The organism is Kitasatospora sp. NPDC002522 (assembly GCF_053595195.1).
This window is the reverse complement of sequence record NZ_JBSFXE010000009.1, coordinates 202,667-222,989: the sequence shown is the minus strand read 5'-3', so window position 1 is coordinate 222,989 and position 20,323 is coordinate 202,667. Positions and strand designations below refer to the sequence as shown.

The 20,323-nt window shown below is 72.2% G+C and carries 18 protein-coding genes and 1 pseudogene; 14 read left to right on the top strand and 5 right to left on the bottom strand.

Going from position 1 to position 20,323, the window contains the following annotated elements:
* From ACWD4U_RS10660 to ACWD4U_RS10630, 7 genes are all read left to right on the top strand, one after another.
* On the top strand, positions 1 to 1,769 hold a 1,769-nt coding region (locus tag ACWD4U_RS10660; protein ID WP_363450289.1), incomplete at its 5' end, for a non-reducing end alpha-L-arabinofuranosidase family hydrolase.
* 272 nt (positions 1,770 to 2,041) lie between these two features.
* Positions 2,042 to 3,136 carry a sugar ABC transporter substrate-binding protein gene (locus tag ACWD4U_RS10655; protein WP_363450291.1) on the top strand — a complete coding sequence of 365 codons (1,095 nt, stop codon included), beginning with the start codon at positions 2,042 to 2,044 and terminating at the stop codon, positions 3,134 to 3,136.
* An 82-nt stretch (positions 3,137 to 3,218) separates the two neighbouring features.
* Positions 3,219 to 3,998, top strand: a complete 780-nt coding sequence (locus tag ACWD4U_RS10650; RefSeq protein ID WP_363450293.1) for an ATP-binding cassette domain-containing protein — start codon at positions 3,219 to 3,221, stop codon at positions 3,996 to 3,998.
* Entirely contained in the window at positions 3,995 to 5,272 is a 1,278-nt protein-coding gene (locus ACWD4U_RS10645) for a sugar ABC transporter permease (RefSeq protein ID WP_363450295.1), read from the top strand. The genes ACWD4U_RS10650 and ACWD4U_RS10645 overlap by 4 nt, the downstream gene beginning before the upstream one ends.
* A gap of 12 nt (positions 5,273 to 5,284) precedes the next feature.
* Positions 5,285 to 6,544 carry an ROK family transcriptional regulator gene (locus ACWD4U_RS10640; RefSeq protein ID WP_363450297.1) on the top strand — a complete coding sequence of 420 codons (1,260 nt, stop codon included), beginning with the start codon at positions 5,285 to 5,287 and terminating at the stop codon, positions 6,542 to 6,544.
* A 78-nt stretch (positions 6,545 to 6,622) separates the two neighbouring features.
* Positions 6,623 to 6,853: a hypothetical protein gene (locus tag ACWD4U_RS10635; protein WP_363450299.1), complete on the top strand. Its 231-nt coding sequence runs from the start codon at positions 6,623 to 6,625 to the stop codon at positions 6,851 to 6,853.
* A 42-nt stretch (positions 6,854 to 6,895) separates the two neighbouring features.
* Positions 6,896 to 7,081 (top strand): hypothetical protein, encoded by a 186-nt coding sequence (locus tag ACWD4U_RS10630; protein WP_363450301.1) that lies wholly within the window; start codon positions 6,896 to 6,898, stop codon positions 7,079 to 7,081.
* 72 nt (positions 7,082 to 7,153) lie between these two features.
* Here ACWD4U_RS10630 and ACWD4U_RS10625 read toward each other — a convergent pair whose 3' ends face one another.
* The gene (locus tag ACWD4U_RS10625) at positions 7,154 to 8,260 is read right to left on the bottom strand and encodes a polyprenyl synthetase family protein (protein ID WP_363450303.1); all 1,107 of its coding nucleotides are present in this window, start codon (positions 8,258 to 8,260) and stop codon (positions 7,154 to 7,156) included.
* Positions 8,261 to 8,586: 326 nt separating this feature from the next.
* Between ACWD4U_RS10625 and ACWD4U_RS10620 the strand changes: the two genes are divergently transcribed.
* The 4 genes from ACWD4U_RS10620 (at position 8,587) to ACWD4U_RS10605 (ending at position 12,013) form a co-directional block, all read left to right on the top strand.
* A complete protein-coding gene (locus ACWD4U_RS10620) occupies positions 8,587 to 9,567 on the top strand; it encodes a polysaccharide deacetylase family protein (RefSeq protein WP_363450305.1) in 981 nt (326 codons plus the stop codon).
* A gap of 162 nt (positions 9,568 to 9,729) precedes the next feature.
* On the top strand, positions 9,730 to 10,197 hold the full coding sequence (locus ACWD4U_RS10615; RefSeq protein ID WP_363450307.1) for a DUF732 domain-containing protein: 468 nt from the start codon (positions 9,730 to 9,732) through the stop codon (positions 10,195 to 10,197).
* A 133-nt stretch (positions 10,198 to 10,330) separates the two neighbouring features.
* Positions 10,331 to 10,747, top strand: a complete 417-nt coding sequence (locus tag ACWD4U_RS10610) for a DoxX family protein (RefSeq protein WP_363450309.1) — start codon at positions 10,331 to 10,333, stop codon at positions 10,745 to 10,747.
* 123 nt (positions 10,748 to 10,870) lie between these two features.
* Positions 10,871 to 12,013, top strand: a complete 1,143-nt coding sequence (locus tag ACWD4U_RS10605) for a serine hydrolase domain-containing protein (RefSeq protein WP_363450311.1) — start codon at positions 10,871 to 10,873, stop codon at positions 12,011 to 12,013.
* A gap of 55 nt (positions 12,014 to 12,068) precedes the next feature.
* Here the strand turns inward: ACWD4U_RS10605 and ACWD4U_RS10600 are convergent, their stop codons facing one another.
* The gene (locus tag ACWD4U_RS10600) at positions 12,069 to 12,476 is read right to left on the bottom strand and encodes a hypothetical protein (protein WP_363450313.1); all 408 of its coding nucleotides are present in this window, start codon (positions 12,474 to 12,476) and stop codon (positions 12,069 to 12,071) included.
* Positions 12,477 to 12,642: 166 nt separating this feature from the next.
* Here ACWD4U_RS10600 and ACWD4U_RS10595 point away from each other — a divergent pair.
* Positions 12,643 to 12,822: pseudogene (locus tag ACWD4U_RS10595) on the top strand (GNAT family N-acetyltransferase); the annotation flags it as partial.
* Positions 12,823 to 13,000: 178 nt separating this feature from the next.
* Positions 13,001 to 13,747, top strand: a complete 747-nt coding sequence (locus ACWD4U_RS10590; protein ID WP_363450315.1) for a LamG domain-containing protein — start codon at positions 13,001 to 13,003, stop codon at positions 13,745 to 13,747.
* A 42-nt stretch (positions 13,748 to 13,789) separates the two neighbouring features.
* On the opposite strand, the gene ACWD4U_RS10585 is transcribed toward ACWD4U_RS10590, so the two are convergent.
* Together ACWD4U_RS10585 and ACWD4U_RS10580 are read right to left on the bottom strand one after the other, a co-directional pair.
* Positions 13,790 to 14,662, bottom strand: a complete 873-nt coding sequence (locus ACWD4U_RS10585) for a hypothetical protein (RefSeq protein WP_363450317.1) — start codon at positions 14,660 to 14,662, stop codon at positions 13,790 to 13,792.
* A gap of 189 nt (positions 14,663 to 14,851) precedes the next feature.
* Positions 14,852 to 16,987, bottom strand: a complete 2,136-nt coding sequence (locus ACWD4U_RS10580) for a hypothetical protein (protein ID WP_363450319.1) — start codon at positions 16,985 to 16,987, stop codon at positions 14,852 to 14,854.
* A gap of 948 nt (positions 16,988 to 17,935) precedes the next feature.
* Between ACWD4U_RS10580 and ACWD4U_RS10575 the strand changes: the two genes are divergently transcribed.
* Positions 17,936 to 18,520: a TetR/AcrR family transcriptional regulator gene (locus ACWD4U_RS10575; protein WP_363450321.1), complete on the top strand. Its 585-nt coding sequence runs from the start codon at positions 17,936 to 17,938 to the stop codon at positions 18,518 to 18,520.
* A gap of 131 nt (positions 18,521 to 18,651) precedes the next feature.
* On the opposite strand, the gene ACWD4U_RS10570 is transcribed toward ACWD4U_RS10575, so the two are convergent.
* Positions 18,652 to 20,205: an alpha-L-arabinofuranosidase B gene (locus tag ACWD4U_RS10570; protein WP_363450323.1), complete on the bottom strand. Its 1,554-nt coding sequence runs from the start codon at positions 20,203 to 20,205 to the stop codon at positions 18,652 to 18,654.
* Positions 20,206 to 20,323: the final 118 nt, after the last annotated feature.

The window sequence follows — 20,323 nt, the reverse complement described above, 5'->3', positions numbered from 1 at the left end:
AGGGCGTCTACGCCATGGTCAAGGACTTCAAGTCCCGTGGCGTGCCGATCGACTGCGTCGGCTTCCAGAGCCACTTCGGCGCCGGCGGACCCCCGACCAGCTTCCAGACCACCCTGTCCAACTTCGCCGCGCTCGGCGTCGACGTCCAGATCACCGAACTCGACATCGCCCAGGCGTCCCCCACCGCCTACACCAGCGCCGTCCAGGCCTGCCTCAACGTCGCCCGCTGCACCGGCCTCACGGTGTGGGGCATCCGCGACAGCGACTCCTGGCGCACCGGCGAGAACCCGCTGCTGTTCGACAACAGCGGCAACAAGAAGGCCGCCTACAACGCCGTCCTCACCACCCTCGGAGGCGCCGGCGGCGGCACGCCGGGCGGCGGCATCGACTCCGGCACCGTCTACACGCTCTCCGCGATGGGCGCCTCCGGACGCGTCCTGGACGAGCCCGCCGGGCAGAACGGCAACGGCACTCCGCTCCAGGTCTGGGACGCCAGCGGCGCTGCCAACCAGCAGTGGAAGGCCGCCAAGAACGGCGACGGCTCCTACACCCTGACCAACGTCGCCAGCGGCCGGGTCCTGGACGAGCCGGGCGGCCAGACCGCCAACGGCACGAAGCTCCTGGTCTGGGACGCCAACGGCGGTGCCAACCAGCACTGGAAGGCCGCCAGGAACAGCGACGGCTCGTACACCCTGACCAACGTCGCCAGCGGCAAGGCCCTGGAGACCCCCGGCAACCAGACCGCCAACGGCACCCCCGTCCAGATCTGGGACTCCTGGGGAGCCGCCAACCAGCACTGGACGCTCCGGCCGACCGGATCGACCACTCCGGCGCCGACCCCGACGACGCCCGCCCCGGGCGGCACGTGCGCGCTGCCCTCGACGTACCGCTGGTCGTCCACCGACGCGCTCGCGCAGCCGGCGAACGGCTGGGCGTCGGTGAAGGACTTCACCGACGTGGTCTACAACGGCAAGCACCTGGTGTACGGGTCGAACGTGTCCGGGTCGTCGTACGGGTCGATGATGTTCAGCCCGTTCACCAACTGGTCCGACATGGCCTCGGCCGGGCAGAGCGGCATGAGCCAGGCCGCGGTCGCACCCACCCTGTTCTACTTCGCGCCGAAGAAGATCTGGGTGCTGGCGTACCAGTGGGGCCAGTGGCCGTTCATCTACCGCACCTCCAGCGACCCCACCAACCCCAACGGCTGGTCGGCGCCGCAGCCGCTGTTCACCGGCAGCATCCCCAAGTCCAGCACCGGGCCGATCGACCAGACCCTGATCGCTGACGACCAGAACATGTACCTGTTCTTCGCCGGCGACAACGGCAGCATTTACCGCGCCAGCATGCCCATCGGCAACTTCCCCAGCAGCTTCGGCTCCAGCTACACCACCGTCATGACCGACACGACCGCGAACCTCTTCGAGGCTCCGCAGGTCTACAAGGTCAAGGACCAGAACCAGTACCTCATGATCGTCGAGGCGATGGGCGCCAACGGCCGCTACTTCCGCTCCTTCACCGCCACCAGCCTGAGCGGCACCTGGACCCCGCAGGCCGCCAGCGAGAACAACCCCTTCGCGGGCAAGGCCAACAGCGGCGCGACCTGGACCAACGACATCAGCCACGGCGACCTCGTCCGCAACAACCCCGACCAGACCATGACCATCGACCCCTGCAACCTGCAGTTCCTCTACCAGGGCAAGTCCCCCACCGCGGGCGGACCCTACGACCAACTTCCGTACCGGCCGGGCGTCCTGACGCTCCAGCACTGACCACTCGTCACCCCCCGGGAGCCCCGGCCGCACAGCGGCCGGGGCTCCGCTCCGTTGTCGACCGACCGTCACCTGTCGCGCGTTCCGGTAACTCGATCGTTACCCACGCCGGTCGACGCGGGGGCTTGGCGGGCCCCATCGCAGGCCGTATGTTGTCGCGGGCAACAAACAGGGGCCGGCTGCTTTCCGCTTCGTGCTCGTGCCCATCCCCCGCCTTCATCAGCCACCGCACGTCCGGCGCTGGTCGGACACGCCTCGAAAGGACCCTGCCCATGCGCAAGGGGCTCCTGTTCGCCACCGCTGCCGTGTCAGCGGCTCTGCTCTCCACGGTCACCGCCTGCGGTTCCTCGGGCTCCGGTGCCGACTCGGCGGGCGCCAAGAAGCCGAAGATCGGCGTGATCCTGCCGGACAGCAAGTCGTCCGTCCGCTGGGAGACCGCGGACCGGCCGTACCTCGCCGCGGCCTTCAAGGCCGCCGGCGTGGACTACGACATCCAGAACGCCGAGGGCGACAAGCAGGCGTTCCAGACGATCGCCGACCAGATGATCACCAGCGGCGTGAACGTGCTGATCATCGTCAACCTCGACAGCGGCACCGGCAAGGCCGTCCTCGACAAGGCCAAGAGCCAGGGCGTGGCCACCATCGACTACGACCGGCTCACCCTCGGCGGCTCCGCCCAGTACTACGTCAGCTTCGACAACACCCAGGTCGGCAAGCTGCAGGGGCAGGGCCTGACGAAGTGTCTGACCGACATGGGCGCCAAGAACCCCGTGGTCGCCGAGCTCAACGGCTCCCCGACCGACAACAACGCCACCCTGTTCGCCAACGGCTACAACAGCGTGCTGGACCCGCTGTACGCGTCCGGCGAGTACACCAAGGGCCCCAACCAGTCGGTGCCCGACTGGGACAACGCCCAGGCGCAGACCATCTTCGAGCAGATGTACACCAGCCAGCCGGCCATCGGCGGGGTGCTCGCGGCCAACGACGGTCTGGCCAACTCGGCGATCGCCGTGCTGCGCAAGAACCACCGCAACGGGCAGGTGCCGATCACCGGTCAGGACGCCACGGTGCAGGGCCTGCAGAGCATCCTGGCGGGCGACCAGTGCATGACCGTCTACAAGGCCGTGAAGAAGGAGGCCGACGCGGCGTCGGCGCTCGCGGTCTCCCTGGCCAACGGCAAGAAGGGCGAGACCAACGCCACCGTGCACGACCCGACGGGCAACCGTGACGTCCCGTCGGCGCTGCTGACCCCCGAGGCCGTCTTCAAGAACAACATCCAGGACGTCATCACCGACGGCTACGTCACCAAGGCGCAGCTGTGCACCGGCGACTACGACGCGCTGTGCACGAAGGCCGGCATCAAGTAGCCCGCGAGCACTCGGCCGTACCCGTGGGCCCCGGCCGCCGCCGGCCCGGGGCCCACCCCGCCCATTCCCAGGAGCCTCACCCATGACAGAAACTCCGACTCTCGAACTGCGCGGGATCGACAAGAGCTTCGGCCCCGTCCAGGTCCTGCACGACGTCGCACTCAGCGCCTACGCGGGAGAGGTCACGGCACTCGTCGGCGACAACGGCGCGGGCAAGTCGACGCTCGTCAAGTGCATCGGCGGGATCCACCCCATCGATGCGGGGGACTACCTCTTCGAAGGCCGGCCGGTCCAGGTGCACAGCCCGCGCGAGGCCGCCGCGCTCGGTGTGGAGATCGTTTACCAGGACCTCGCGCTGTGCGACAACCTCGACATCGTCCAGAACATGTTCCTGGGCCGGGAGAAGCGCCGCGGCCTGGTGCTGGACGACTCGACCATGGAGGAGATGGCCGCCGCGACGCTCCGCGGGCTCTCGGTGCGCACGGTCAAGTCCCTTCGCCAGAAGGTCTCCAGCCTCTCCGGCGGCCAGCGCCAGACCGTGGCCATCGCCAAGGCGGTGCTCTGGAACAGCAAGCTCGTGGTCCTCGACGAGCCCACCGCGGCGCTGGGCGTCGCCCAGACCGCGCAGGTCCTGGAACTCGTCCGCCGGCTGGCCGACAACGGCCTCGCCGTCGTGCTCATCTCGCACAACATGAACGACGTCTTCGCGGTCTCCGACCGGATCGCCGCGCTCTACCTCGGCCGGATGGCCGCGCAGGTCAAGGCCTCCGACGTGACCCACGCTCAGGTCGTCGAACTGATCACCTCGGGCCGCAGCGGCGACCTGGGCCCGCAGACCACCCCCAACGGAGCCGCCGCATGACCGCCGCCCTCGCCCCGCAGAAGCCCGAGCGGCCACACCGCCCCACCGGCTCCGAGGACGGCCGGCCCCCGGCCGCCGGCCTGGCGGACCTCGGCCGCGGCTACCTCGACCAGGTGCGCGCGGGCGAGCTCGGCGCCCTTCCCGCCGTCGCCGGCCTGATCGTCCTGTGCGTGTTCTTCTCCCTGCTGCGCCCGGTCTTCCTGTCCAACCTGAACTTCGCCAACCTGCTCACCCAGAGCGCGGGCAGCATAGCCATCGCCATGGGGCTGGTCTTCGTCCTGCTCCTCGGCGAGATCGACCTGTCGGCCGGGTACGCCAGCGGCGTATGCGCCGCGGTGCTGGCCATCCTGCTGACCGACCACGGCTGGCCCTGGTACGCCGCCGTGGCCGCCGCGATGCTGACCGGCGCGGCGATCGGCCTGCTCATCGGCACGCTCGTCGCCAAGGTCGGCATCCCCTCCTTCGTGGTGACGCTGGCCGCGTTCCTCGGTTTCCAGGGCGTCGTCCTGATGCTGCTGAAGGAGGGCACGAACGTCTCGGTCAAGGACCCGACCATCCTGGCCGTCGCGAACGACAACCTCAGCCCCGTCCTCGGCTGGCTCCTGCTGGCCGGCTGCGTCGCCGGGTACGCCGTGCTGCAGCTGCGCCGCAGCCGCGACCGGCGCGGTCGGGGCCTGGCCGGCACCCCGGTGACGCTCCTCGCCATCCGGACCGGCGCCGTCGTCGTGCTCGGCGGCGCGGCCGTGTACCTGCTCAACCAGGAACGCAGCCGCAACGTCATCATCGGCTCGCTCAAGGGCGTGCCCATCGTCGTGCCGGTGATCGGGGCCCTGCTGCTGCTCGGCACGTTCACCCTGCAGCGGACCGGCTTCGGTCTGCACGTCTACGCGGTGGGCGGCAGCGCCGAGGCCGCCCGGCGGGCCGGGATCAACGTCGCCTTCATCCGCACCGCCGCCTTCGTCATCTGCTCCTGCCTGGCCGCCGTCGGCGGCATCATCGCCGCCTCCCGGGGCAACTCGGTGGACCCCAACACCGGTGGCAGCAACGTCCTGTTGCTCGCGGTCGGCAGCGCCGTCATCGGCGGCACCAGCCTGTTCGGCGGCCGCGGCCGCGTCGTGGACGCCGTGCTGGGCGGCCTGGTCGTCGCGGTGATCCAGAACGGCATGGGACTCATGGGGTACACCTCGGGCGTCAAGTACGCTGTCACGGGATCGGTTCTGCTGGTGGCCGCAGGTGTGGACGCCATGTCCCGCCGCCGCTCAGCCCGACGATGAGGGTCGCCTCCCATGAAAGCCGGTCCTTCCCAGGAAGAGGTCCGCCAGCACAACCTGAGTGCGCTGCTGCGCCACGTCCACTTCGACGGGCCCACCTCGCGGGCCGTCCTGGCGACCCGGCTCGGCCTCAACCGCAGCACCATCCTGGGCCTGGTGGGCGATCTGACGGCCGCGGGCCTGGTCCGCGAGGAGTTGCCGCAGGAGACCGGCCGGGCCGGGCGGCCCTCACTGGTCGTCAAACCGGAGTCCGCCCGGGTGCACGTCCTGGCGGTGGACCTGGGCGTGGAGCGCCTGTCGGTGGCCCGCATCGGACTCGGCGGCGTGTTCCTGGACCGGCGCGACGGCCCGTGGCCCGACGGTCCCCCGCAGGACCCCGCCCGCGTGGCCGACGTCCTCGCGGGGTTCGCCCACGAGATGCTGGCCCGCGCGCCGGCCGACAGTTCGTGCGTCGGTGTCGCCGTGGCGGTGCGCGGCATCGTCCGCCACCCCGACGGGCTGGTCAGCCTGACCCCCAACATGGGCTGGAAGGGCATCGACTTCGCCGGTGCGTTCGCCGACCGGCTCCGCCTCGACGTTCCGGTCCTGGTCGCGAACGAGGCCAACCTCGGTGCGCTCGCCGAGCACCGGCGCGGCATCGGCCGCGGAAGCCAGAACCTCGTCTACCTCCACGGCGAGATCGGGATCGGCGCCGGAGTGATCAACGACGGTGAACTCCTGCGCGGGGAGCGCGGATACGCCGGCGAGATCGGCCACATGACCGTCAACCCGTACCGGGGACGGCCGTGCGGCTGCGGAGCCCACGGCTGCCTGGAGGCCGAGGCGGGTGAGCGCGCCCTGCTGGAGGCCGCCGGTCGGGACGGCCGCGTCACCGGGGCCGACGCCGTACGGTCGGTGGTCATCGCCGCCGACCACGGGGACGTCACCGCGCGGGCGGCGCTGCACCGCGTCGGGGACTGGCTCGGCATCGGCATCGCCAACCTCGTCAACCTGTTCGATCCGGACCTGGTCATCCTCGGTGGCACCCTGCGGGACGTCTTCCTCGGGTCCGCCGCACAGGTGCGCAGCCGGATCAACACCAACGCCCTCGCCGCGGTGCGCGAGCACCTGCGCCTGCGGGTCAGCGAACTCGGCGGCGACACCGTCCTGATCGGCGCCGCCGAACTGGCCTTCTCCGAGGTCCTCACCCGCCCCCTGGAAACCCTCGCCCGCCTCTCGGCCCACCACCAACCGCCCTCCCCGGCGACCACCGGCCCTGCCCCGCACTCCCCCTGACGGACGGCCACAAACCGTCGGCGCCGGTCACGTCCGGTGCAGACGAAGTCGGTTGACGGAGTCGGCAGAATGCCTGGCATGGGGACAGACATCAGCGGCTTCCTCGAATACCGGGCGCCGCAAGACCACCAGGAGCCGACCTGGCACACCGCACACGACCTCGGCTCCCTCTACCTGGGCCGTGACTACGACGCGTCCGGTTGCCTCTTCGGCGTCCGCAACTACGCGGACTTTCCCGCCCCGTCGCCGCACACCGGGGTCTGCCCGCCGACGCCTCGGCCACCGAGACCGCACGGTTCGCCCAACTGACCGAGAGATACAGCGAGGACGGCTTGCACGACAATGGGCGAGGTGCGGGAGTGGCCCGAAGGCAGTGAGTGGCTCGTCGGGGGCACGCTCTACCGATCGGTCACCATCCGCCGCAGGGACGCCGTCACCGCAACCGGCGAGTGGCAGCCCGTCTGGAAGGCCATGGAGGAACTCGCAGCCCGGCACGGGGACGCCAACGTGCGCCTCGTCGTGTGGTTCGACGACTGAGCGGGCCACCGCGACCGCCCATCGCCGCTGGGCAGGTGGCCGGCGGCGGTCAGGTCGTGGCGAGTGGCCGGCCTAGCGGTCGCGGGTGACCGACCAGGCCGGTAGGTGTTCGAAGAACGCCACCGCTTCCGGGCGCCACCGCCCGTGCCATGCCGCGGCCCGGGCACCCGCCTCGCGGGCGAAACCGGCGGCCGCGTCGCGCAGTTCACGCTCGACGCCCCGGGACCGGGTGATCCGGCGGAGCCGGTCGAGCGCGGCGTCGTCGCCGTCCCGGTCCCCCAGCAGCGCCTCCAGGAAATCCCGTTCGGACTCGTCGGCGACCGCCCGCAGTGCCCGGACGACGTAGCTGCGGCGGCCGGAGCGGATGTCCGACCCGAGGGGCTTGCCGAGCACGGCCGGATCGCCGAACAGGTCCAGCCAGTCGTCGTGGATCTGGTTCGCGATGCCGAGCGCCGTGGCGTAGCCGCGCAACTCGGCGTCGTACGGGGCCGGATCGGCTCCCGCGGCCAGCAGGCCGAGGCGCAGCGGGGCGAGCACCGAGTACCGCGTCGACTTGAACTCGGTGACCGCGTGCAGGAAGTCCAGGCCCACATCGGGCTCGAAGTCCCGTTCCAGATCGATGAATTGGCCGAGCACCGCGGCAGCGCCCGCATCGACCGCCACCGCCGCCATCGCCACCGCGCGGTCCGGCGGCAGACCGCCCGACAGCAGCACCCGCGTGGACAGGAACGCCGCCAGGTCGCCGGCCAGCACCGCGAGGGCGAGCGCGGTGTCGGGCCGCTCCGGGAACTCGCTCCGGTACGCGTAGTACGTCGACGGTCCGCCCCGGCGCAGCGGCGCGTCGTCGATGAGGTCGTCGTGGATCAGCCCGTGCGTGTGAAGCAACTCGAGGCAGACCGCCGCGTCGTCCAGTCCCGCGACCGGCTCCTCCGCGGCCAGCCCCGCCGCCTCGTGCAGCAGCGCCACCCGCAGCCGTTTGCCCCCGCGCAGCGACAACTCCCGCACCAGACCGAGCGCACGGGCCGGGAACGCGCCGTGCCCCGGCAACTCCACTCCCCCACTCGCCGGGTCGGTCACCGCGTCGAAGTACGCCGCGAAGCGCGCCTCGAACCCGCGCTGATGATCCGCCGCACGCCGCAGAGCCGCGGCCAGTACCGCCCCACTCGAATCCTCATCCACCCCGACAGGCTTCCACACCCCCACCACCTCGCGGGCACGGTGGCCCGCCCGCCCGAAACTTTCACCTACTCATCGCTGTACGTTGCGAGCATTCTCGGCCGAAACCAACGCGCGATTCACGGCAGCCCTGGGCGCACATTCTCGAGGCACGCTGACAAATGCGCCTTCCACCAGCTACTTCACATCCATCAGGCAAACCCGAGAGCCCGCGAATCTATCGCCTGGCACATCGAAACTGTTGACAGCTTGTCGAGCCCAGGCCAACACTGTCGCCGTCGCCGCCTCCGGACCACCCGCACCCGCACACGACGAGGAGCCGCACCCTCATGCGCATCACGAATCCGTCGCTCCGCACGCTCACCGCAGGACTGGCCGTCGCCGCGATGGCCGCGGCGGGCACGGCCACCGCCACCGTCGATGCCGTACCGGCACAGGCCGCCACCTGCAGCGGCTACGTCGGGCTCACCTTCGACGACGGGCCGTCCAACGACCACACCCCGGCGTTGCTCAACGCGCTCAAGCAGAACGGCCTGCGCGCCACGATGTTCAACGAGGGCCAGTTCGCCGCCGCCTACCCGGCGCAGGTCAAGGCCGAGGTCGCCGCCGGAATGTGGATCGGCAACCACAGCTACACCCACCCGCACCTGATCCAGGAGAGCCAGGCGCAGATCGACTCGGAGGTCGGCACCACCCAGTCGGCCATCGCCGCCGCAGGCGGCGGCACGCCGAAGCTGTTCCGCCCGCCGTACGGCGAGACCAACGCGACGCTGAAGGCGGTCGAGGCCAAGTACGGCCTGACCGAGGTCATTTGGGACGTCGACTCGCAGGACTGGAACGGCGCGAGCACCGCCGCGATCGTGCAGGCGGTCGGCCGGCTCGGCAACGGCCAGGTCATCCTGATGCACGAGTGGCCCGCGAACACGCTCGCGGCGATTCCGCAGATCGCCCAGAGCCTGGCCGCCCGCGGCCTGTGCGCCGGCATGATCTCTCCGCAGACCGGCCGCGCCGTGGCCCCCACCGACGGCGGCTCGACCGGCGGTGGGAGTTGCGCCGCCACCCTCTCGGCCGGCGCCTCCTGGAGCGACCGCTACAACCTCAACGTCACGGTGACCGGCTCCAGCACCTGGAAGGTCACCGTGAAGGTCCCAACCCCTGAGAAGGTCAGCACCACCTGGAACGTCAACGCCACCTACCCCGACACCCAGACCCTCGTCGCGACCCCCAACGGCGCGGGCAACAACTGGGGCATGACCATCATGAAGAACGGCAGCACCACCTGGCCCACCGCCACCTGCACCACCAGCTGACCGCAAACCGAGGCCCGACCGAGGGCGCGGACGTCCGAACGGGCGCCCGCGCCGAGGCCGCCACCCGGCGGCGCGTCAGCTTCCAACTCCCCATCGCCGCAGACCTGTCACAGCACCGTCACAACGACCGTTCCGACCTCACCGCCATGCCAACGTGGCCGCATGCGCACACGAGCCCTTGCCGCCTGCCTCGCCGCGGCCGCCCTCCTGACCCTCACCGCCTGCAACAACGACGGAAGCGCCGACAGCGCGCCGAGCACGAAGGCCGCACCCGCCTCCAGCACGCCCGCAGCGACCTCCAGCACGCCCGCCCCCATCGCGACGCCCAGCACCGGAGCCTCCACCACCGCCGCCTCAAGCGGCGCGCCGACCGCCGGCGTCCCGACGCCGAACGCCGCGCAGGCCGCCGGCCTGATGGCCGCCCTGCGGGCGGCCGACCCCAACATCGCCACCGACCAGACCAAGGCGATCACCCTGGCCCGCAGCGTCTGCCAGGAGATCAAGGCGGGCAAGGACGACGCGGCCCTCGCCACCTTCGCCGCCCAGCGGTTCAGCGCGGGCACCGTCACCCTCACCCCGGAACAGGGCGCCGTCATCGTCGCCAGCGTCAAGGCCGCCTTCTGCTCCTGAACCACCGTCAACCGAAGCCCCCGAGGCCCCACCTCGGGGGCTCACCCACATTTCCTCTCCCCGGACCGATGAGTTTGCGCGGTCACGGCCGTCAGACCTGAGAAAGCAACGACAGCCGACCGGGGAGACCTGAATGTCCACCACCGCCACCACCCCCACCACCACCACGAAGTCCGGCAAGGCCGCCGTCCGGACGGTCTGGACGCTGCGGATCGTGCTCGCACTCTTCTTCGCCCTGGCCAGCGCGCTGCCCAAGCTCCTCGCCCTCCCCGCCGCCACCACCGTCTTCGACGCCATCGGCGTGGGCCATTGGTTCATGTACCTCACGGGACTGGTGGAACTCGCCGGAGCCGTCGGCCTGTTGCTCCCCCGCCTGGCCGGGCCGGCGGCGACGGCGCTCATCGTCTTCCTGGTGTTCGCGTTCGTCACCCAGCTCACCGCGATGCACGGCGAGAACGCCGGCACCCCGTTCCTGTTCATGGTGCCGCTGGCCGTCATCGCCTGGCACCGGCGCGCCGAGACCGCCGAGCTGCTCCGTCTCCCCCGCTGACCAGGTGCTCGGCCCCGTCCACCGCGCCGGGAAGCACGCGGCGAACTCGTGCCGGCGCGCGGAATAGCCGGTCCTCGCCCCCGGTTGATCGAGCATCAAGCTAATCGATCAAGGGGGATCTCCATGACTGTCCACGGTTGGGTCGCCGAGGGGTTCGAGGGCGTCCGGGACGAGTTCGAGGCGGTCGTCGCGGCGGAGCCCGCCGAGCCGGGGGCGCAGCTCGCGGCGTATCTGGACGGCAGGCGGGTGGTCGACCTGTGGTCCGACGAGCGGTCCGGCGGCGATGCGCTGACCGGTGTGTTCTCGGTGACCAAGGGCGCCGCGCACCTGGTGGTGGCGCTGCTGGTGCAGCGGGGCGTGCTCGACCTCGACCGTGAAGTCGCGTCCTACTGGCCGGAGTTCGCTGCCGAGGGCAAGGGCTCGGTGACGCTCCGGCAGCTGCTGTCGCACCAGGCCGGTGCCATCGGCGTCGACGGCGGGTTCACCCTGGCGGAGCTGGCCGACGACCGCGTGGTGGCCGCGCGGCTCGCCCCGCACCGCCCGTACTGGGAGCCCGGCACCGCCTACGGGTACCACGGTCTGGTGATCGGGGCGCTGACCGGGGAGGTGGTGCGCCGCGTCACCGGACGCTCGCTGCAGCAGGAGTACGAGGAGCTGGTCCGCGCGCCGTACGGGCTCGACCTGTACCTGGGTCTGCCGGACGAGCTGGAGGAGCGCTTCTGGCCGGTGCAGCCGGCCGCGGCGGGCCCGGAGACCGGGGCGGACCCGGAGCCCCCGGTGCCGAAGGACAGCCTGCTGGCGGTGGCGTTCAACACGCACGCCGACGAGCCGACCGACCTGGTCGCGTACGCCAACCACCGCCCGCTGCGGGCGCTCGGCCCGGCCTCCGCCGGCGGCGTGGCCAACGCGCGCGCCGTGGCGGGCCTGTACGCGGCCGCGGCCACCGGCCTCGACGGCCGGGAACCGCTGCTGACCGCGGCGACCGTGGCCGAGTTCTCCCGGCTGCACACCCCCGGGGTCGACCTGCTCTTCGGCCAGTCGGACATGTTCGGGCTGGGCTTCGAGCGGATGCGGACCTCCTACCCGTTCCTCGGCGACACGGCCTTCGGCCACAGCGGCGCGGCGGGCTCCCAGGCCTTCGCCGACCCGGTGACCGGGGTGGCGTACGGCTACGTCCGGCGCCGCTTCTGGGCCGGCGGCGGAGCGGCCCCCGAGAACGCCCGCCTCGCCGCCGCGGTGATATCCGCCGCGACGGGCACCCGCTGAGACCTGGCGCACAGTCAGCTCGCCGGACCTGAGGGAGGGCTCGAACGTCGGCCGCTCAGGTCCGGCGGCCCTGCACGCCGAAGTTGAGTCCTCCCCACTGGGTGAGGCCGGAGAACACGTCCTTCTCCCAGGTGTGGGCGAGGAGTTGGAACGGCTGGATGTTGTCGGCCGCGAACGGGACGGTGATGTTCAGGACGTGCGGCAGGGCGCCGTCCGGGCCGCCGGCGACGGGGAGCGTCCGGCCGTCGAAGGCGGTGTAGGCGGCGGCGAAGGGCGCGGCCGAGGTGATCTCCAGGGTGCCGTTCCAGCCGTCGTGGTTCATCGCCCAGCGGCCGATCCAGTCGTCGGCGACGAAGCCCTGCGTCGGTGTGCCGGGAAGGGGCGAGCGGGACAGGCTGACCCCGAAGGGCATGCCGTTCCAGGTGGTCGAGCCCGCCGCGTCGGTCCGGTCCCAGGAGAACACGTACGCCTGGAACTCCTGGCCCTCCTGGGCCCCGGGCTGAACCTTAGCGGTGGTGTCGGCGATCCAGAAGTGCAGGCCCTGACCGCCTTGGGTGGTGGTCCCGTTGACGTCCCAGCGCCGGCCGTCCCGGTAGTAGTTGCCGAGCTTGGTCCCGGTGGCGGTCGGTGGCGTCGACTACACCGAACTCGGCGTCGAGGAAGCCAACCCGCGCACCCGCGCCCTCTACGAACGCCTGGGCTACCGCGCCTTCGGCCGCGAACGCGACTCCTGGGACTTGGAGGCCGAGGACGGCTCGCTGCAACGCCACGAGACGATGTGCACCCTGATGCGCAGCCACCTGGCCTGACACCGGAGTCGGCGGCGGGAGCAGGTTGAAAGGACGGCCGACAGGCAGCGCCCTGCAACACGCACGGAAGCACCGGACCGGACCGTTCCACTCCCGTGCGCCGGGCAGCCGGCAGTCGGAGCGCCGTTCTTCCGGGCATATCAGGGTGACAGTCCCTGCGACCCCGGGGAGCGATTCCATGACCGGGACCATTCCTTCGCACGAAAGCGCGCACGCGTCGAACGAACCCGTGGTGGTGTTCGACGCTCCGTTCTCCGACCGCTCGCAGTGGGCGGCCGGCACCACCTCCGCGTATCCGCCCAGCGGGCGCAACCCCGCGGACAACAAGCTCGACCACCTGGTGCCCGGTTTCGGGCCGGCGGGCGACACGTTCACCGCCGTCCGGGAGAGCGGCACCAGTTGGCGCTCCCCGCTGGTGACCACCGAGAACACCGCGGGCGGCTTCGAACTGCTCCCGGGCGACCGGCTGGAGGCCCGCTGCCTGCTGACGGCGAGTCAGGGGGCGTGGCCGGCGATCTGGACCTGGGGCCGCGACCGGGCCGGCGGCCGGCCGCAGCCCGGGCACGGCGAGGTGGACGTCCTGGAGTACCACGGCGATCATCTCCGCATGCTGGAGTTCAGCAACCACGCGGCCCCCGGCGCCGCGGCGTACCTCGACGACCTGATCACCCCCGGCCAGTGGTTCACCGTCGCCTGCCGGTTCGGCACCGACGCGGTCCGCTGGTCGGTCGACGGACGGGAGGTGTTCGCCGACCGGGTCGGCGTCGCCGCCACCTGGCGCGCCTGGATCATCGTCAACCTGTCCGTCTCGGCCGGCCGCCTGGGCCACCCCCGCCCCCGACCGGACGCCACCCGCCTCTCCTGGCGCTGCGCCGGCCTGCGCGTGCTCCGCCCGCCCGCGGCCTCGAAGCCCGGAGCGAGCTGACCCACCGTCAGGCTCCGCTCGGCACGGTCCCCCGTTCCCCGCCTACCGCCGGCGCGCTCCCGGCTTGTCCGACAGCCGCGCGACGGCGACACCGGCCTGGGACTCGCCGAACCCCCAGCCGGCGACCAGGGAGCAGTCGACCGCTTCCAGGACGTCGGTCCACGGCCAGTGGTCGGCGCCGTAGTAGCAGCCGCCCTCGCTGCGCGCGTCGGCCTCGGTGAGGCAGAGCACGCGCAGGTGGTCGCGGAGCGCGGGATGGGCGACCGCGCTCAGGCGCTCCTCCCAGGGCTCGGCGGCGGAGCGGGCGCGGCCCAGGTCCTCGGGCGCCACCAGGTGCTCGGGGCCGCGCTCGGTGAAGGTGGCGGCGCGCATCGCATCGGTGAGGGTGCCGTCGGTGGCGACGCGCAGCAGCGCCGTCAGCCAGTAGTTCAGCTGCTCGGACCCCGGACCGGTCAGGTCGACGCCGTGGCGTGCCAGGAGCGCCCCCAACTCCGCGCCGTGCACCAGCACTCCCCCGGCTTCGTCCTCGGCGGAGACGGTCCGCAGGTCGGCGACGAAGGCCTCGTCGAACGGCCGGGGTCCCTTGTGCCCGTCGTCGCCCCACGGCCCCGTTCGCGCCAGCAGGTCGGGCTCGAAGCGGAACACGGACTCGCTCAGGTCGAACCGCCAGGTCCAGGGCGAGAACGGGTACGCGCCGTCCGGGTCCGGCAGGTGCCGCGGCGTCCGGTCCGACAGGGCGTCAGGCGTGGCCCAGGAGTTCGGGAACAGGAACTCGTCGAGCGTGTCCGAGGCGTAGTACACCCCGTACCGCGCGGCGGGCACCGCGGCCGGGTCCGCGCCGAGCAGGATCGCGAAGGCGTCGGCCAACGCGACGTCCCACCCGCCGAGTTCGCTCGCCGGGTCCGTCTCGGGCATCACGATGAGCGCTCCTTCACGTCCTGTCGCCGAGGCTTTCGCGCACGCTATCGACCGGGCCTGACACAGCGCCAACCGGCGTCCCACCCGAACCGGTCGACTCCCCGGTCTTCATCCCCTCTCCCTACCGGTCCCCCACCGTCCGGGAGACTGCCGAACTCTGACCACCCCTCAGTCACCGTCCCCCCGTCACCGACCGTCGGGAGCGCAGGCCGATCCGGCGAGGGCCCGGTCGACCAGGGCCCGCAGCTCCTGGTCGTCGAGGACCCGCTCGTAGCTGCTCCGCGCGGACAGGCGGCGGTCGGACGCGCGGACAGCCGTGAGCGCGCCGCGGATCGCCGGACTGGTCTCACCCCTGCGGATCAGGGCATGGAGCGCCTCCCGGAACAGGCCGAAGCTGTCGTCCCCGTCGGCGATCGGCAGCACGAACTCCTCCAGGACCTCCAGGCTCGACTCGGCGGGACCGGCGATCGACCAGCGCGTGACGTCCGCCGCCACCCGGCCGTACCCGCCGATCGCCAGGGGTCGCCCCCGGTCCGCGGCGGGCACCGCGTCGAGCCCGACCTCGGCGAGGTCGCCGACCGGACCGTACCCGGGCTGCTCGGCCGCCGTGACCGCGCCGCCGGCGAAGTCGAAGACGTCGAAGAAGCCGAAGGACCTGAGCGTCGCCGCCCGGTCGGCGTCGAGGTACGCCCCGCTCGCGTCGATCGCGGCCCGGATGCCGGCGGTGTCCAGCTCCCCGCAGGCGTGCAGCGCGGGTCCGGCGGCGGCCGGTCCCATCGCGCGCAGCACGTCGATCACCCGGATCGTGGTCCAGGTGTCGGCCAGCAGCGGCAACAGGTCGGGCAGGGCGGGTGCCGCGTCCGCACCCCAGGCCCCCAGGACCGCGAGCAGCGTGTGCGTCGCCGACCCGCGCGGCCCACCCTGCCGGATCGCCTCGCGGATCTCCGGCAGCAGGACCGGCGCGTGCGCGCGCAGCGGGACCAGCACCTCCTTGACCTCGGGGCGTCGCGGATCGCCGGCCACGTAGCTGCGGCCCTGTTCCTCCTCCTGCGCGCGCAGCTGCCCGACCAGGCCGGGCAGTGCCCGCGGGTCACCGATCCGGGCGAGCGCCCAGCGGGCGTACGCGCCGACCGTCCCGTCGAGGACCGGGTCGCCCGCCTCGTCGTCGAGCAGCTCGGCGAGCCGGTCGGCGTACGGCGCCGCCACCCGGCCCAGCGCCGCGAGGAGGTTCGCCGCCCGCAGCCGGACGGCGGCGTCCGGATCGGCCAGCAGCCTGCCCGCCCAGGGCAGCAGGGCCGCTTCCGCCGAGCGTCGCTCGGTCAGCAGCCGCCACGCCACGTCGAGGGCCTCCCGGGCGAGGGGCGCGTCCCCGGTGCGGTGCGCCGTCTCGATCAGCCGGACGGCGAAGGCGAGTTCGGCGTCCTGGTCGTGCGTGAGCGACCACGAGGTCGACCGGACCAGGTCCTCGCGGGCCCAGGGCTCCTCGACGCCCGGCGTGTACCAGACCTCCTCGAACCCCGCCCGCAGCGTGCGGTCCCCCAACACCTCGACCAGCCGGTCCAGCTGACGGACCGGAACGTCCCGGTCGAACTCCGCCGAGGCGTGCACGGCCGCGACCCACAGCACCGGATCGTCCCCCGCCAGCACGTCCGCCAGCACCGCCCGCGCCTCGTCCACGACGCCGCCACTCCCCCCGGCCGCCACCGCTCCGGCCACCGTCCCCCCGGCCGCCGTGCCCCCAGCCGCCGTCCCCCCGGCCGCCGTCGCTCCCGCCACGGCCTCGCCGAGCGCGAGCAGCAGCGCGACCCGCACCGTCGGGTCGGTCTCCACCCGCCATCGCTCCAGCACCTGCCCCGGTACCTCGGCCAGCCGGATCGCCGCCCGCCGCACCGCCGGCTCGGGGTCCCGCAGCAGCGCCCGGGCTCCCGACCAGTCCGCGCCCGCCAGGGCCGGTGCCTGGAGGTCCGCGAGCAGGTCGACCAGCGGGACCCGTGCGCCCATCGCGGGGTCCGCGGCGAGCGCGATGACGAACGGCAGGGCGGCGGCGGCCGCGGACGGCGTCTCCGTCCCTTCCGCCGTGACCAGGGAGTACAGCGGGTAGCAGTCCTCCTCGGTGGCCTGCGCACCCGCCCGGGCGAGCTGGCGGAGCGTCTGCGGCACGGTCTCGACCGGGTCCGTCGGGTGCCCGGTCTCCAAGCCGTCCCACACCACGGCGTCCAGCGCTTCCAGCAGCGGTCCGGTCATCGCCGTGCCCTCCGCCACCACCCCGTCCTGCTCGTCCCCCGCTCCCTCGTCCAAGAAGCCTGCCGACCAGTCGTCCACAACTCCCCCGCTCCCCCGCCGTGTCTCCGAGACGCCTACTGAAGTCTGTGCCCTGACGACGCATCAGCCCCCGCCGCCGTTCCACTCTCCGTCCTGACCGCCGACTCCGACTCCTCCCGCGCGCCGCCGCTCTGACGGCCCGTCGTCACTTTCAGGTGCCGCGAGAAGTACCCGCCCGCACGCCGTCGACCTCGACCCACGCGCGCCCGGATCTGCGCGCCGGGTCCTCTCCCTGCTGCACGAACGTCCCGGCGAAGCGGACGGGCCCGCCGAGATACGCGGTTCGGTCGCCTCCGACCGCATGCCGACGCCGTTCCGTCCTCGTAACCGGCCCGCGGAGCTACGCGCGGGTCCGCTCGTCAGCGACCGGCCGGGGCCGGTCACCACACCTGGGAGCGTCGATGGCCGCCACCGCGAAGCCGTACTCGGCCGCGCGGTGCCGCGCCCTGGCGACCCGTCGGGAAAGCCGCTCGTGCCTGCCGGTGGGGATCATCGGGGCCGCTCCGGATCCAGGCATCCACGGGATGCAGGGGATCTCTCCGAGGGTTGACTCGCATCCGAGGACGCTGTCGTCGAGGCGCTGTTCGGCGGTGGATCGCAGGTGCTCGCCCGGCTTTCGGCAGGCTAGCAGACTGGCGTCGCGCGGCCGGTCAGGCACCGATGTCCCACACCGAGTCGCGCTCCAGGCAACACTGCTGATGCGTCGTCACCTTCGCATCGCCCGCCGGCCCGAGCCCGGAAGCCTGCGGGCCGCTCCGGTGCGAGGCGGTCCTGGCGGTGCGTGCTGCACGCATGGGTGTTCTCCCGAGGGTGACGGAGATGCGGACGACCCATGGACCGGGCCGCCGTCAAGGCGCGATACGCTACGTCTCGTCTTGACTTGATCATCCTGGTCCACTCCGACTGGGCCGTCAAGACGAGACGGATCGTCTCCTGAAGGAATCTGCAATGATGACCCCCGCCCCCAATCCCGATCTGCGGAACCAGCGCTCACACCGCGCGATCCTGGACGCCGCCCTCGAACTGTCCATCCGCGACGGCTACGCCAAGGTGACCGTGGAAGCCATCGCCGCGGCCGCCGGCGTCGGAAAGCAGACCATCTACCGCTGGTGGCCGAGCAAGGCGTCGGTCGTCCTGGAGGCCCTGAACGACTGCACCGGACCGGCCGGCCGGGTGCCCGACACGGGCGACGTCGCCGCCGACATCGCGACCGCGGCGCAGGCCGTCATGCGGATGCTCGAGACCGGCCTCGGGACGGTCTGGCGCGGCCTGATCGCCGACGCGCAGTGCGACGAGCGCCTGGCCGAGGACCTCCGCACCACCTTCTTCGAACCCCGCATCGCCCGCTGGCAGGAGCGCCTCGAGCGGGCCGTCGCGGCCGGCGAACTCCGCCCCGACGCGCCGACCCGCACCATGGTCGAACTCCTCTTCGGCCCGATCTACTACCGCCTCCTGCTCAACACCGACCGGCTCGACCCGGAGAACATCGACATCCGCGTCGACTTCCTCCTCAACGGCCTCAGGAAGTCCTGACCACCGCGTCCGGTGGGTCGGGCGGGCCACGCGCAGGGGCAACCGCGGTGCCGGCCGGGCGGGCCGACGGACCGACAGGTGTGCCCCGGGGCCTCTGACGAGGCCCCGGGGGAGGTGGTGCGGACGGGCGGTCAGGCCCAGGGCTGCGCGGTCAGCCAGGAGGTGTCCTCGGCCCACGCGTTGGCGTTGTCCCAGGTGTTGCCGCCGACGCCGTCGCCGGCCACGTAGCCGGTGTAGCTGTAGTGGCGAAGGAACCGGTTCGGGTAGTTGGCGGACTGGAACGAGAAGCCCTGGCCGCTGTGTCCGGCCTGGAGGCAGAACGTCGCGTCCTGGTTGAACAGGGCGGTGCCGTTGCTCGCGGCGGTGTGCAGCTGGAAGCCGTAGTGCCGCAGGTACTGGCCCGGGGCAGCGGCGGACTCGAACGACAGGCAGGAGCTGTCCGCCAGCCCGGCGTGCACGATCCAGGTCGCGTCGCTCCGGTCGGCGGCGGAACTGCCGGAGGTGATCGGGGAGATGGCCACCGTGGCGTCGGAGTTGTGGCGCAGGTAGTCGCCGGTGCAGCAGGCGGTGGTCGCCTTCAGGGAGACCCGCGCACCGGGGGTGAGGGCGCTCGAAGTGACCGCGCCCACCTGGTAGTTCGCGGCGGCGATGTTGGCCTGGACGGCGTTCTCGGTGGCGTCCGAGGGGTAGCCGGAGGTCATCACGCCCTCATAGAAGGTGCCGCTGGAGGACTTGCTGTTGTCGCCGCCGATGCCGAGGATGATCGCTCCTTCCTTGTGCATCGGGTTGTAGCCCGAGACGTTGGGGCGGGCGCCGCTGTAGTACGTCGACAGGGCGCCGGACTGGGCGTTGCCGGCCCGGATCGCCCACAGGTTCGGGGCGCCCTTGACGACGGCGGTCAGGAAGCGGTGGCTGACGCTCGGGTCGTTGGCGTTGTAGCCGGCGTTGACGCCGGAGAACAGGCCGTTCTCGAGGTCGGCCATCACCCAGGGGCCGCTGCCGGTGCCCGATCCCCAGATGGTGCTGTCGCCGAAGTAGATGGCCTCCATGTGGCCGTTACCGGTGTCGAGGCTGTTGGTCTCGGCGTTGCCGTAGTCGAAGCAGCAGCCGCCACCGAAGTGCGTGCCGTCCAGGACGGCGTACATGCCCTCGGGCTGGTCGCCGGTGGCGATCCCGTTGGTGTGGTTGTTGCGGTACCCGGTTCCCGCCGCCACGTAGACGCCGTACGCCCGGTGTCCGGCGACGGTGACCGGCGCGGCGGTGGCCGGGGCCAGGTTGTCGGGACCGCCCGCGGCGCCGCCGGCGGGGGCCTGGGTGAGGCTGTTGCCCCGCCCGGACTGGTCGTAGATGACGGTGATCACACAGGTGGTACCGGCGCAGAAGGCGTCCTGCGCGGCGGCGTTGGCGTAGCCGCCGACGCTCAGCACACCGATGTCCTTGGTCGCGCCGTCCGAGGCCCGGCGGACCTGGTACAGCGCGCCGCCGTACCCGCCGTACAGGGCGCGGGTGGTGGAGTGCGCCGCGACGCAGGGGGCGCCGCCGGAGGCGTAGAGGTCGCACGGCCCCTGCGTCGCGGCCTGCGAGGTCGAGGACGTTCCGGTGACCAGGGCGGCGGTCAGGACCGCGGTGGTCCCGGTGGCGAGGAGGGCGCGCCGGGCGCGGCGCAGCCACGTCTGAACAGCCAAGGGTGGGCTCCTTGCTGGGGGTTCGCTCGGGTGGGGATCGAGGGGTGCCGCGATCAGCCGAACTGTTAGCGCTAACAATCGTCCCTGACGTCGGCTCAGGACAGCTGGAGTGGAAGGG